The organism is Acinetobacter sp. Marseille-Q1618, from assembly GCF_902809855.1.
Lineage (GTDB): Bacteria > Pseudomonadota > Gammaproteobacteria > Pseudomonadales > Moraxellaceae > Acinetobacter.
Genome location: NZ_CADDWJ010000004.1, coordinates 41,997 through 55,127 on the forward strand (window position 1 = coordinate 41,997; position 13,131 = coordinate 55,127).

The 13,131-nt window shown below is 35.6% G+C and carries 8 protein-coding genes and 4 pseudogenes; 4 read left to right on the top strand and 8 right to left on the bottom strand.

Annotation, left to right across the window (positions count from 1 at the left end; translation table 11 throughout):
• Positions 1 to 69 precede the first annotated feature (69 nt).
• A complete protein-coding gene (locus tag HUS24_RS15615) occupies positions 70 to 1,002 on the top strand; it encodes an aldo/keto reductase (protein ID WP_173912892.1) in 933 nt (310 codons plus the stop codon).
• Positions 1,003 to 1,228: 226 nt separating this feature from the next.
• Here the strand turns inward: HUS24_RS15615 and HUS24_RS15620 are convergent, their stop codons facing one another.
• The 3 genes from HUS24_RS15620 to HUS24_RS15630 form a co-directional block, all read right to left on the bottom strand.
• Positions 1,229 to 2,299, bottom strand: coding sequence for a Gfo/Idh/MocA family protein (locus tag HUS24_RS15620; protein WP_173912893.1), 1,071 nt, complete (start codon positions 2,297 to 2,299; stop codon positions 1,229 to 1,231).
• A gap of 254 nt (positions 2,300 to 2,553) precedes the next feature.
• Positions 2,554 to 3,099 carry a sugar phosphate isomerase/epimerase gene (locus tag HUS24_RS15625; protein ID WP_254433881.1) on the bottom strand — a complete coding sequence of 182 codons (546 nt, stop codon included), beginning with the start codon at positions 3,097 to 3,099 and terminating at the stop codon, positions 2,554 to 2,556.
• A 146-nt stretch (positions 3,100 to 3,245) separates the two neighbouring features.
• Positions 3,246 to 4,055 carry an IclR family transcriptional regulator C-terminal domain-containing protein gene (locus HUS24_RS15630; RefSeq protein ID WP_173912894.1) on the bottom strand — a complete coding sequence of 270 codons (810 nt, stop codon included), beginning with the start codon at positions 4,053 to 4,055 and terminating at the stop codon, positions 3,246 to 3,248.
• A gap of 148 nt (positions 4,056 to 4,203) precedes the next feature.
• On the opposite strand from HUS24_RS15630, the gene pobA reads away from it, so the two are divergent.
• On the top strand, positions 4,204 to 5,382 hold the full coding sequence (gene pobA / locus HUS24_RS15635) for a 4-hydroxybenzoate 3-monooxygenase (RefSeq protein WP_173912895.1): 1,179 nt from the start codon (positions 4,204 to 4,206) through the stop codon (positions 5,380 to 5,382).
• Between the two features lie 28 nt (positions 5,383 to 5,410).
• A pseudogene (locus HUS24_RS17080) lies at positions 5,411 to 5,563 on the top strand (acetyl-CoA C-acyltransferase); the annotation flags it as partial.
• 179 nt (positions 5,564 to 5,742) lie between these two features.
• Here the strand turns inward: HUS24_RS17080 and HUS24_RS15640 are convergent.
• The 5 genes and pseudogenes from HUS24_RS15640 to HUS24_RS15660 form a co-directional block, all read right to left on the bottom strand.
• Positions 5,743 to 7,050, bottom strand: a pseudogene (locus tag HUS24_RS15640) (ISNCY family transposase).
• A 162-nt stretch (positions 7,051 to 7,212) separates the two neighbouring features.
• Positions 7,213 to 9,828, bottom strand: coding sequence for a hypothetical protein (locus tag HUS24_RS15645; protein ID WP_173912896.1), 2,616 nt, complete (start codon positions 9,826 to 9,828; stop codon positions 7,213 to 7,215).
• A 2-nt stretch (positions 9,829 to 9,830) separates the two neighbouring features.
• Positions 9,831 to 12,047, bottom strand: coding sequence for an McrB family protein (locus tag HUS24_RS15650; RefSeq protein WP_173912897.1), 2,217 nt, complete (start codon positions 12,045 to 12,047; stop codon positions 9,831 to 9,833).
• 352 nt (positions 12,048 to 12,399) lie between these two features.
• Positions 12,400 to 12,562, bottom strand: a pseudogene (locus HUS24_RS15655) (winged helix-turn-helix domain-containing protein); the annotation flags it as partial.
• Positions 12,563 to 12,688: 126 nt separating this feature from the next.
• A pseudogene (locus tag HUS24_RS15660) lies at positions 12,689 to 12,781 on the bottom strand (IS5/IS1182 family transposase); the annotation flags it as partial.
• A 132-nt stretch (positions 12,782 to 12,913) separates the two neighbouring features.
• Here HUS24_RS15660 and HUS24_RS15665 point away from each other — a divergent pair.
• The gene (locus tag HUS24_RS15665; protein ID WP_173912898.1) at positions 12,914 to 13,111 is read left to right on the top strand and encodes a twin-arginine translocase TatA/TatE family subunit; all 198 of its coding nucleotides are present in this window, start codon (positions 12,914 to 12,916) and stop codon (positions 13,109 to 13,111) included.
• The last annotated feature ends 20 nt before the right edge of the window (positions 13,112 to 13,131 follow it).

Here is a 13,131-nt window from a genome sequence, read left to right on the forward strand (position 1 = left end):
CAATGAACTAGCTTTTCTCACTTAAAAAATACATATGACGTGAAAATCTAAATATAAATTGAGGTAAAAATGAAAAAGGATGTAAATTTCTCAAAAATTATTTTGGGTGGTAATGTATTTGGATGGACAGTGGATACTGAAAAATCAATCGCATTATTGGATTATTCATTTGAACATGGTATTCAGACGATTGATACCGCTGATATGTATTCGACATGGGTAGACGGTCACCAAGGTGGTGAGTCTGAATCGGTGATTGGTAAATGGCTTAAACGCACCCCATCTTATAGAGAAAAAGTGACTTTGATTAGCAAAGTAGGTGCACCATTAGGTGAGGATCAACAAGGTTTATCTAAAAAATATATTAAACAAGCCATTGAAGCCTCTTTAAAAAGATTAAATACAGATTATTTAGATGTGTATTTTAGTCATTACCCTGATGAAAACACCCAAATCGAAGAAACATTAACCGCTTATGCTGAACTATTGGAAGAAGGAAAAATTCGCAAAATAGGGGCGTCTAATTATTCTTCAACACAATTAAAACAAGCACTTGAAGTGAGTAAGGCTCAAAATTTACCCAAATATGAGATTTTTCAACCGGGCTATAGTTTGGTTGAGCGCGAACAATATGAAACTGAATATCGTGATATTTGTATCAATAATCATCTCGATGTAATCACCTATTTTAGTTTGGCTGCTGGTTTTTTAAGTGGAAAATACCGTGATATTTCACAACTTGAATACTCACCACGCAAACGTCAATTAGAACGCTATTTTAATGAAAAAGGCTTGAATATTTTAGCCGCAATGGATCAGTTTAAAGAAAAATATGATGCTGAACTGTCTGAAATTGCTTTGGCATGGACGATCGCACAACCCAGTATCACAGCACCTATCGCCTCGGCAACATCTACAACTCAGATCGATGCTTTGGTTAAAGCAATAAATTTAAAATTAGAGGAGATAGATATTCAGTTATTAACGGATATCAGTCAGTAGAATTTCTTCATCATAAAAGTTCCTTTTCCTATTTAAAGGGGGGAGGAATATCATTTTGCAAAAGGAAGAAAATTCATGGAAAATTCCCCTTATCCTAATCTTCGCCCTTTGGGAGAAGGAATAGTCCAATATCAATTTTATTTTTCATTTTCAAATGATTGAAAAAATAGGGATGTATAAATATCCCTATTTTTATTATATAGATGAGTATTGGATTACGGTTCTATTAAACAGCTTGCTTGTACGGTTCAAGTGCCTGTAAATAAACAGTTCGCTGTTCTTTGGCAGCTTGTTCAATACACTCTAAAAGTTGAATATTTTTAATTGCATCTTGTGGTGAAGAAATTGGATCTACATTCCCATCGATTACTTCAATAAAATGGCTTAATTGGCGAATATAAACATCTTCTTGTTTATTGGGTTCAACTTTATTTTTCAACAATTTTACAGCCCAACTTTTATCGGTATTTTCTGGATAATTCCAATACTCTAAATTAGGTACACTTAAAGCACCTTCTGTACCACTGATGTAACAACAGTCTTGATCCGGAGAGGTCGCAAAACTATTTTTATTTTCTTCGGTATTTTGATCCCACCCCCAAGGGGATACCGCAGCATCAGAAGCCAAAAGTGTGCCTAAAGCACTATTTTTAAAGCGGACTAAAATAGAAATAGTATCTTCTACTTCTAGATGGCGGTTATTATTTGAAGTCATGGCTTGTACTGATTCAATTTCCCCATTTAAAAAACGCATCAAATCAAGATCATGTACTAGATTGATGGCAAGCACGCCAGCTCCCGCTTTGCGGTGCCATTCAATATCAAAATAATGATCAGGCTTATAAACTGACCACAATGCATTAAAAGTATTAATTTTTCCTAAAGTACCTTGATCTAAAATTTCTTTGGCTTGTTGAATAATTGGATTGTGGCGACGATGGTGACCAATCAAAATAGGAACATTCAGTTTGTTTTGTTCAGCGATTAATTGCATTGCTTCATTTGTATTCAATGCCAAAGGTTTTTCGAGCAAGCATGCTATTCCGTATTGCATGCATGTAATCGCAGTGCTCACATGAAACCGATTTGGATTAGCAATGATTACACCATCAATGTTTTGGTTTTTAAATAAATCTTCTAAATCCTTATAGTTAGGAACATCAAATTCTTGTGCCATGGCATCTGAAAATGGATCGGATACAGCAACGAGTTCTGCCAAAGGATGTTGTACAATCGTTTGAGCATGTTTTTTTCCCATTACACCTGCACCGATGATGGCAATTTTTTTGGTCGTCATAAAGCATTTTCCTTGCTAAGTTGTGGCTGCGTCAAAACTGAAAGTTTGAGTTTTTTTTAATAATCTAAACTTTGTCAAAAGGCATCTTGCTCAGATGAATATTGTGGATGAGTGAAAAGTCTTTTCTATTGGAATCAATCCTTGACCAGAAATGATACTTGGCCAAAAAGAAAAATTTTTAGGATCACCTTGAAAAGCCGTGATATCTTTGATGTGAATAGCTTTGGCATAAGGCGCCATTTTTTGAATTGTATTCAAGGGTCTTCTAGCATTCTTAAATTATGAGCTGTGTCCAAGCAAATACCAAAATGTTCATGATTAATGCATTTCACTAAGTCGACTATTTCATTTGCCATAATAATGTTGTATTGAATAGCAAAATCAGTTGCTTGTTCTATTAAAGCTAACAGTATACTTTTATGAGTCTGCCAAGAATCCTGAGGTCGACCTCCTGCACAAATTCGCATGACTTTTGCACCGAGTTTTTGCGCACTGGATACATGCTTTTTAAAGACATCCAGAGCATTAAGATTTTTACCACTTTCAAAATCACATGGATATTTCCATGCCGATACCAGTTCAATTTGATGTTGTTTTAAAATAGTTTTTAAGCGCTCAACATCTTGTGCTTGGGGATGTGAAAACATAAAACTTTCAATGGAAATCCCTTCAATATCAAAATCAATGGCTTGTTCAAGGCACTGCCAAAAATTAAGTTTTAAGGCTGGTTCAGTTTCTGAATTTGGATAAATTTCACCAAAATGGCGATGACAACAGTATCCATCTATTGCGATTTTCATTGCGCTATTCTTCTTGAATTTTCAATAAAATGAATCAATGGCTTTTTTGAAAAGCCATTGATTACTTACGTCCATGTATTATAACTCAAGAGTAGCAACTAAATTTTAAAAATGGAACAGTGTTCCATAAATATTTGTAAATGCTTTTAAAGCATTGCCCGAATTTGATATGCGGTATTGCGTAATAGTGATAGGATATTTTCTAACAAATATTGTTCTGAAACACGATGTGTTTGGGACATACAGTTTAATGCTGCCACCGCCTGACCTTTTGCATCTAAAATTGGTACGGAAATCGCAATCACACCTAACTCGTGTTCTTCTTTTGAAATACAATAATCTTGTAGAGATACTTTTTTAAGCATCTGATAAAACTCATTTTCATCTTGTAAGGTAAAAGCTGTAAGTCGTTTTAAACCAAATTTTTTAAACCATTTTTGTTGTTCATCTTGGCTAAATTTAGAGAGTAGAATTTTACCTGTTGAAGTAGCATGTGCGGGTAAACGATTACCCAAATGCATGCCATAAAGACTTATTCTTAACATCTCTTGTTCTGGCAAAAAACTACGTGCAATTGGTACAACTTCATCATCCTCTAAGACCACAACAGAATAGTTAAGTGAGGTTTGTCCACATAAAATATTTAAAATCGGTTGTGCGATTTTAGGTAAATGTGCTGAACTTAAATATGAACTCGATAAACGTAAAACTTTATGGGTTAACCAAAAGTAATGTTCATCACTATCTAAATATCCTAGAAATTTCAAAGTTCTTAAATAACGTCTTGCAGCAGTCCGACTGATTCCTGTTCGCTGTGCAATCTGTGTCGCATTCAATTTTTGTCGATCAATCCCAAAAGCATCTAACAACTTTAGACCTTTAGCGAGCCCTGAAATATAGTCATCTTGAATAATACTTTCACCTGAACTTTCATGATGGATCAGATTGTAACGCATACTAGTCCCTTTGCGATGGTATCAATATTTTAAAATCTTGACCGATATACGGACAAGGATACCGTAATACGGTGGATTTCCTTTTTTGACTATAGTCGATTTCACATAAAAAATTTAATTTAATTGACATAGATAAGGAGTCATTGAAATGGAAGTTTTAAACACTAAAGTCGCAATTATCGGTTCAGGACCAGCAGGGCTATTGCTTGGACAGCTTTTATATAAAGCAGGAATTGAACATGTCATCATCGAACAACGCAGTGCTGAATATGTTTCAGCACGTATTCGTGCAGGTATACTAGAACAAGTTTCTGTTGATCTTTTAAAGCAAGCGGGAGTAGATCAGCATTTAAAAGAAATAGGTTTACCGCATCAAGGTATTAAAATTTTAACAGGTGGTGAAAAACACCGTATTGATTTATCAGGTTTAACTAATGGAAAACAAGTCACCGTTTATGGACAAACCGAAGTCACTAAAGATTTGATGCAGGCACGTAATGAAGCTGGTTTGACTACATTTTATGAATCTAACGACGTAAAAATTCATGATTTTTATGAGAAACCTTATGTAACTTTTACTCAAAATGGTAAGCAATATCGTATTGATTGTGAGTTTATCGCAGGTTGTGATGGCTATCATGGAGTATGTCGTGCAAGCGTACCACAAAACCAGATCAAAACCTTTGAAAAAGTATATCCATTTGGCTGGTTAGGTATTTTAGCAGATGTTCCGCCTGTATCTGATGAGTTGATTTATGTTCAATCTGAACGTGGTTTTGCATTATGCAGTATGCGCTCTAACACACGCAGCCGTTATTATTTGCAAGTTCCATTAACAGACCAAGTTGCAGAATGGTCAGATGAGCGTTTTTGGGAAGAATTAAAACATCGTTTAGATCCTGAAAGTCGTAAGAAACTAGTCACTGGCGCATCGATCGAAAAAAGCATTGCACCATTACGCAGTTTTGTCACTGAGCCTATGCGTTTTGGAAAATTATTCTTGGCAGGAGATGCTGCACATATTGTACCTCCAACAGGGGCAAAAGGCCTAAATCTTGCGGCTTCGGATATTGCGTATTTATCGAATGCTTTAACTGAATTTTATTTGAACAATTCTGAACAAGGTATCAATGAATATTCGGAAAAATGTCTAAAACGTGTATGGAAAGCTGAGCGTTTTTCATGGTGGATGACCCATTTATTACATCGCTTTGAAACTGAAAGTGATTTTGATATTAAAATTAAGAAAGCAGAATTGGCTTATATTTTAGGTTCAGAAGCAGGTAAAACTACATTAGCTGAAAATTATGTTGGATTAGCTTATTAAAAAGATAAATACTATTTAACATCGAAAAATTGCAATTGGACATCCACTTAAAGCATTTGGTGCGCGACTTGTGACAACAGCACTAAATTAACTTGAAAATATCCAAGGGAAGTATGCTTTATGCTCAATGTGCATTGATATTGATGTTGCTTTGATGATTAAACGTGTTGAATACATTTAACTTTTAATCATATCTAATAAAAAATAAATAGAAGTGAATTTGAAAAAATTTGCTTCTATTATCTAAAACATTTGACCATTAACTACAAGGAAATGGGCATTTCTATTTGCCGTTTACAGTTATGTATTATTCACCAATTAAAAATATCTATGCGATAAACCATTTAAAATGTCCTGTTTTTAACTGCAAGAGTCAAGCACAGGATTTAAATTTCTTTGTTCAATAACAGCTTTCTGAGCTTTACGACTCGGCATACTTTTCTTGAGGCGGGAACGTTTATTCTGTTTTTCCAATGCTTCATGCTGTTGCTGGATATGGGCCAGAACCGAGCCTAATCTTTTATTCTCAACCACTGCATTTTGCTGTAGTCCAGCCAGTTTATTGAAGACGCTATAGTTGATCTTCCGTCCCTCATACATGATGGCGATAGTTCCATCCGGGTACTCTAGAAATGAAATGTATTGCCCAACAAGCTTATGATTCAGTACTGTTGGCTCAAGCATATAAATACACTTGTCATAGGTGAGGGTCAGGTTCTTAGTGACCTTACGCGGTTCCTGCCAGGTAAAAATATCCTCCAGCTCAGCATCAGATTCCGTTAAAGAGCGATGCAAGTTCTTTGGGTTGCTCGCACACTTGGCGAACTTCTGATTGAACTGCTCAATGAAGCAGGGCAGCCAGGCATTGGCTTCGGCAATCGAACTGATGCCTTCCAGGCGCATCTCCTTGATCAGACGATCCTGAAGGGTTCTATTGGCGCGCTCCACACGACCCTTAGCCTGTGGTGAGTTGGCAAAGATAATATCAATGTTTAACTCATTCAGAATCCGCCCAAATTGCGTGATCTGGCTGTCTTGACTGGATTTCTGATTCACTCTGAATACCGAATGTTTATCGCTATAAAAGGCCAGCGGCTTGCCGTATTGCTCAATGTAGACTCGGGTTGAAAGCATATAGTCAAAGGTCGTTTCAGCCTCACAAAAGCGCAGATGCAACAACTTTCCAGTGGCATCATCGATATAAACCAATAAACTGCATTTTGCAGCTCGACCTTCAAACTAGTCATGATATGAGCCATCAATCTGGATCAGCTCACCGAAACAATCACGATTATAACGAGGCTGATATGGACGTTTCAGGCGCTTGGATCGAGGAATCCAGAGGTCATTTGCAGTCATCCAGCGACGGACCGTTTCCACAGGAATATTCAGCCCAAACATGCTGCTGAGCTTCTCATGCGCCAATGTAGGACCAAAGCCAAGAAGATGTTCAGAAATAATGGAAAGGCATTCAGACTTTACGGCTTCATCATGGCGATGATGACCCGGTTGACCACGACTGGCATGTGCCAGACCTGAAATATCGTCTTGATTGAGCTTCTGTAATAACCGGGTAATTTGACGGGTGGAAAGATTCAGAGTTTCAGCAGCACGGACTTGGGTAATACGATGATCTCGAACATCTTGCAGAACAGCAAGACTGAGAATACAGACACTTTAAATGGTTTCTAACACTATGATTTCGCATAATATAGATTATGTTAAATAGATAACAAATATAATTAAGTTCATAAATACTAATATAAGATAAAGCTTATCACATATCAGGACAACTTAAACAAATGTAAACTGAAAAAAACTATAAGAGATTTACCATCCTCCCCAATTACCACACTCTGGGCATTTCATATTAAATATCTCTAAAGCTCGTGCAGAATGGTATGACCAATAAAGACCATTTTTAATGATTCGACGTCGATGGTTTCTGTTTGAACAATGGTTGTAAACTTGCATCTGATCACAGTCCTTGCATTGCATCCATACAGATCGGGAAGTTCTAATCCTTCTTACATTATCTTTGTCATACCAGTCAGTGGTTTTGGTAAGCATTTCTATCTCATTCGATCCACATCGTATGCACATAGGAACAGCTAAAGTCATATCGCTGTTAAAACCGATTTCGTCGTAATCTAATTTATATTGTAAAAACAAACCCAATAGACGCTGAAGCTCATCATTGTATAGTGTATGATCAATCGGGTTTAGATAAATTGCTCCTTTATTATGCTCGTGGTACTCACCATTACCTGATATATCCACTTCCCCCAGAAAACTATATTTACCCCAATCCTGAGCAGTAACACGCCTATCAATCACATTTTTGCAAGGATGAATTAAGAACACAGGATTTTGACCATCTTCGCTATAATTCTTGTCTTTATACAGTTCATTAATTTTAGACATAAGCCCGCCATCTTTTATAAATGTGCCTTTATCATAAAATTTTGCATCCAATACAAACTTATTGAAATGTGGGCGGATTCGCTCTATATCATTCTGTTCATACCAAGTTAAATCCAAAGTAAAATCTGGCTTTTTATTGTTTGGTAGCTTCTTTTCATACCATAAAGTGAGGCTACGTCCACCCTGTTCATTGATTAATTCAACTGCAATATTCGTGTTGTTCGTCTTAATTGCATTAATGATGTTGAATTTCCAATTGTCGAGAGGCTCAAATCTAAATTCGTTCTTAAGTACCATGATGATTTGAATGAGTGTCCATCTCTCATAGAGCAATGGCATATTAATCAAACCAATTTCATCAATTTTCTCAAGACTTATTAAAAGATTCTCATCTTGCAAATTCATAACTTTACGGAGATTTTTATAGTTATTATGAATTGCCTGGTAATTAGGGTTTTGCACAAACGTCATTGAGTTAGGAAAATGCGGTGAGGTCTTTACACCTAGATCTTTAAATTGATGAATAATGGTTTTCAGCAACCTAAACTTGGGTTCTACTTTTTCGTAAATCTGAGTACAATTATTTTGATGATGCCAGTAATAATTAATACGGTTTCTTAAAGCTACCTTCTCTTTCTCTTGTTCTTTTAGCTCGTTTGCAGTTAAAGATCTTATCCAATTATTTTTATCAAGCTCGATACCAATCTGTACTTCTCTTTTATAATGCATCGAAGCTTTATCCATTACATCGGATCGTAGAAATGTAATTTTATAGATATCATTGAATCTAAATTTTACACATTTATCATATTTGGCATGTGAAAATTCACAATGAAAGGCGAGCTCCATACCTGCATCAAATATATTAACCAATTCCTCAAATGGCCCAGTCAATTCCAAAATATAGTATTTTGAAGGCGGTTTTACATATTTATTTTTATGCCAGACCTGAACAAAGAACCCATCTTCACTACTAGTTCTACTCTCTAGTTTAATTTGAAATTCAGTGGTGAGAGGCGTACGAACCAATGGAATATTAAAATGGGCAACCTGAGTATCTATGTAATTTTGCCAATAAGATAACTTACGTTTTTCACCTATTTTTTGTAAATCAGCAACCACCAAATCTCGATCCACTTTCGTATAATCTTTCAAAGTATCATGCTGAGCCTGAAATTTCTCAGCTTGATGCTTGAAACGCTGCATTTTATTGCCCGCGAGAATTACAATTTGTTTGATGATTAGATAGCAGCGTTCAAGAGCAAACAGTACGTAGCGATTTTCAGGAACGTTGTAAGAAGGCTCTGTTGCCCGACTTGTTAAAAACTTTTGATTGGTCTTAGTTGATAGCTCCATAAAGGTTCTATTAACAGGTTTGACTTCCTTTCTAGGCTTCAAAGATTGAACTTCACGCAGTTCAACTTTAGGGTTATTCAAGACCTTCTGAGCATGAGCAACAAGACTTTCAATGCATTTTATTGCCTCATTCCCAATTCCTTCAGATCGACCACCCTCAGCTTTCGCTTGAACAACACTGGATTCATCTAAAATTAGTTCCCAGAGATCATTTTTGAAGGTGCTTAAATACTTATCTAATTGGTCCAGTGAAAAATCCGAACCATTAATTAAAATCTCACATCGCTGGCCTTGCAGAACAAAATACACTGTTCCAACAATATTTGGCGCAATACTAGACCATTGATTATGTTCTTTTACCCATCGATCTTTAACTATCCACCACACTAAACCGGTATCAGGATCTGTAATCGGGCTTAGATATTTTTTATCACCACTAGACATTTCGATATAGGGCTTATCTGAGCTGCGATTTAAAAATCTAACAGCAAGCACACCTCTTTTTACCCCCTCAACTTTAGGATAAATCGTGGTCTCGACTTGATAAATATTTAGGTGTTCATCATATTCAACGTCAAGTGCTACCAATGATTCCGTTACTTTTGTAAGGATCTCCTGGTTATACCACTTAAGCTCTAAATATTTAATTTCGAAAAATAGATCCATTTTTACGACCAGAAGTTTACAATCCCATCATTGGCTTTAGCGTCACTCACAACATTTTCAAGCGCATGAACAGAAGAAAAAATCGCACTATATTCGTCATGATTTGGTAAGAGTTGTTTAATTTTCTCTATGAGTACACGATCGATGAGTGCCAACTTAGTTTGACCACCCACTTGCTTATTCCCATCAAAAGTCAATTTTGGTAAGACCTTATGTAATAGGAAGTTATTGATTGCTAATTCTTCATTAGCATCCACATCTTTGAATAAATCGAGATAGTTGAGTCCCTGACGAATTGTTCGCATACCAAACTCAACCCCCAACTTATGGAAAAATTCCTTGTTGAGATCAATAAATAGTGCGCAGAATGGATCTTTTGGATCAAACTTAGGATAGTTCGCCCGATATCCTAAAGACTCAATATCAAAGATTAGAGGTTTAGACACATCATCAAAGCCATAATCACTGACCTCTTCAAGAATTTTATTCCAATCCGATAATAGAGGTGATTCAAATCGCATAATATGCGCTCTGTCTAGGATTTTTGGGGACAAGTAATGCGTCGTTTCATCAATGTTAATTGCACCAATAATATGCACATTGGCAGGCATTTTAATACTTGAAGGCATCGTCATTACTGCGGAAAGCATTCGACGAATTTCACTGTGATATTTAATGAGTGAATCTTTATCACTGAAGCCGAATGCCAGTCGTAATTGTAAATTCAGCTGCTCATTTTTTAATAACTCAATGAAATTAATAACACCATCTTGGCTATATTTTTCTTTGGTAGACTGAATAATATCAACGACTGCTTTAAGCTCCGATAAAACATGTGCTGATTCACTCTCGGCATAAAGGGAAATTTCAGGTTCTTCATCACGCGTTTCTAAAAGTGATAAGAAGTCTGCAAAGTAATACTCGACACGCGCGAGATTCATTTCATCTAGACAGATAAAATATGGAATTTCTGGGTTTTGTTGTGCCTCAATGAGAGCTTCTAGAAACGGAGTGGCCAAATACTTTTTTTCTAGAGGATTATAGTAGCCAAGTAAATCCTCAGAGCTTGTCCAGTTTGGTTTTACAGGAACAATGATCGACTTACCACCCACAGCCTTGGCAAATGATTTAACCAAATTGGTTTTTCCTGAACCCGAGTCACCTGCCAAAATAATGAGATCTTTTGTTCTAAGAAGCGTTAAATAGTTCTCAATGATATGTCGAGGATACATATATTCTATTTCAACCAAGTGAGCATGAATATAAGACACAGCTTTTTGGTAATCACCATTAAGAACATTATTAAATGATAATCCATCCACACGCTCGATTAGAGGCTTAGATTGATGTAGAAAAAGATTAATATCATCCTCATCAACAAACTCAAAAGTTTTCAAAAATTGGGCCTTGTCCGCAACATAACTTTTTAGTCGTTGAATTTTATTGTTCATTTCACCCTCTATCTGTTCAAATCTTTTGGTCAAATTCTGTAGTTCATTTTGTCTAAGTTGCTTATCTTGAGATAATTTTTCATTAATAGTCTCAAGCTCATCCTTTTGAGCATTTAATTTATAAAGTAGATTTTTTAAAACATCCCGCTGCTCTTCGGTTTGCTTTAACTCAGCTATGCCATTTTCATTTAATTGCTGCAGCTCAGATTCTCTTTCAGCTATTTGAGCCTCAATTTTACCTTTTCTCTGCTTAATTTCTTTATCCATGTCTTCCATTGCCTTTTCGTAATAGAAGTCATAAATCGACTTAGAAATAAATTGGTTACGCTCTGAATTCAAATTTGGGTTAACCAAAATATCTTGAGGCATTTCTTTAGGGAGAGAACGCAGATTCTCACCTGTTCCTCTTTTAACACTCAACCTAAAAGGATTTTTATGCTTTATTCTTTCTGATTCTGGGGAAAGCTCTACCTCAAAACGAATGAACCGACTCTTACTTTTTGAGCCTAAACGCGAAGCATCTTGCGGAGCCACAAAGATCTTACAGATTCCCCGTTCAAGTCCTTTTAATGGGTAGTAGAGTCTCTCATCATTTCTAGTTGAGTAAGGGTACTCAATAAATCCGTATATAGATTCACCTAAAGCTGGTAACTCCCCCCAAAGTTCAATTTTTCCATCTTTAAAACCCCAAGATTCAGCTAATAGAGCCAGAATTTCCTTATCCGATAATCCCTTCAGCTCATCTTCGGTATAAATTATTTCATTCATAAATTATCTTTAAAAAGAGTGGTTAAAAAATAGCTTTCACAATTTCTGTTTTAAAGCTGTTTTTTATTCAATAGATTAACTAATCCTAATTCTAAGCTTATTTTAATATATAAATTAGCTGTTTATATCATATTACTTTGATACTTGTTCTTATATTAGACACATAGAGTATAAAATGACTTAGGAAGATAATAAGTCTCTAAATTTTTGTGGTAGGTTCATGAACTTACAAAAATGAAACTCCAAGAATAAACCTTATAAATAACTAATTTTAATGTTGTTTAAAATATTTAAAACTTATGAAGTTAACTTTAGGTAAAAATAAGTTAAATGGGATATACAAGACTGTGACCTACACAGTGCTACCAATACCTGGCTCTGTCACGATGTATTTAGGATGCACTGCATTATCATTCAGCTTGGCACGTAACTTAGCTACCAAGATTCGCAAATAATAAGTATCTTCCTGATGTGACTGCAAAAGTTGATGCATTAATTTGCTTTGCTATTAATTCATTAATGAACAGCATACGCCACTCTATCATATCGAATGTTTTCACCCCTTACGGTAATGGTTTTCCACACTTCAAGGCATATATATAACAGGGTATTTTAAAGACTGCGGCTTTTTCATAAGAATAAGCACATAATATTTCTGTTTCTTCCAAATTCAAACAGTCAATTAAATCAAGTGCAACTTTCACATCATGAGCTGTTCCATCACTAATGATGAACCTATATAGTAAAAATAGAGCATTATTAAAATACTATTGTATGAGAAGTAAATAGCTAATCATATAATGTGATTAAGAAAAAATATGCATCGTTTAAAATAGTCGACTCAACAAACAATCTAGAGATGCTTCATGTTAGGTTTATCACTTGGACACATTGCCTTATTTGCCTTGGTTCTGATTTTATTATTTGGCACCTCAAAACTAAAAAATTTAGGTAAAGATTTAGGTGGTGTTTTTAAGGATTTTAAAACATCAATTCAAGACGATTCTCCGAAAGATGAAGTTACCGACTCATCACAGCCAAAAAATAAAAACCTTCAATCTTAATTTACAGACCTATCTCCTCT

Coding starts and splice junctions, on each gene's coding strand:
- HUS24_RS15615 (WP_173912892.1), top strand. CDS start 70: ATGAAAAAGGATGTAAATTTCTCAAAAATTATTTTGGGTGGTAATGTA.
- HUS24_RS15620 (WP_173912893.1), bottom strand. CDS start 2,299: ATGACGACCAAAAAAATTGCCATCATCGGTGCAGGTGTAATGGGAAAA.
- HUS24_RS15625 (WP_254433881.1), bottom strand. CDS start 3,099: ATGAAAATCGCAATAGATGGATACTGTTGTCATCGCCATTTTGGTGAA.
- HUS24_RS15630 (WP_173912894.1), bottom strand. CDS start 4,055: ATGCGTTACAATCTGATCCATCATGAAAGTTCAGGTGAAAGTATTATT.
- pobA (WP_173912895.1), top strand. CDS start 4,204: ATGGAAGTTTTAAACACTAAAGTCGCAATTATCGGTTCAGGACCAGCA.
- HUS24_RS15645 (WP_173912896.1), bottom strand. CDS start 9,828: ATGGATCTATTTTTCGAAATTAAATATTTAGAGCTTAAGTGGTATAAC.
- HUS24_RS15650 (WP_173912897.1), bottom strand. CDS start 12,047: ATGAATGAAATAATTTATACCGAAGATGAGCTGAAGGGATTATCGGAT.
- HUS24_RS15665 (WP_173912898.1), top strand. CDS start 12,914: ATGTTAGGTTTATCACTTGGACACATTGCCTTATTTGCCTTGGTTCTG.